1 protein-coding gene is annotated in these 445 nt (G+C 44.9%); it reads left to right on the top strand.

Annotation, left to right across the window (positions count from 1 at the left end; all coding sequences use genetic code 11):
- Positions 1-445: O-methyltransferase (locus J5M67_RS28640; RefSeq protein ID WP_207888702.1), on the top strand; the 445-nt coding region annotated here is incomplete at both ends.

Below are 445 nucleotides of genomic sequence, written 5' to 3'. Positions count from 1 at the left end.
GCCTGATTCAGCCGAGTTTCTTGCCAGTCTGGTTATCAGTAAGCGGGCTAAAAATATATTAGAAATCGGCACATCAACAGGCTATTCTACGCTATGGCTAGGCTATGCGTTAGCCCAAATCAATCGCGCCAATACCGCGGATAGTGCCACATTGACCTCAATTGATATCGATGAATGGCGATTACTAACTGCTCGCAATCACCTGCGTACCTTGCAGTTTGACCACAATATCACGCTACAACAAGTCGATGCGAAGGATTTTTTACGTCAGTCAATCGCCCATTTTGATGTGATTTTCTTGGACGCAGAGCGTAGCTTTTATGGTGACTATGTGGCTGACTTTAAGCGGTTACTGACCTTTGGTGATATGCTGATTGTCGATAATGTCATTTCTCATGCCGATGAAGTAGCAGCGTTTTTGTCAGCCTTTGAACAGGACAGCAAC

The organism is Pseudomonas sp. 30_B (assembly GCF_017491605.1).
In the GTDB taxonomy this organism is placed as follows: domain Bacteria; phylum Pseudomonadota; class Gammaproteobacteria; order Pseudomonadales; family Pseudomonadaceae; genus Pseudomonas.
This window is presented reverse-complemented; position numbering and strand designations above follow the sequence as displayed.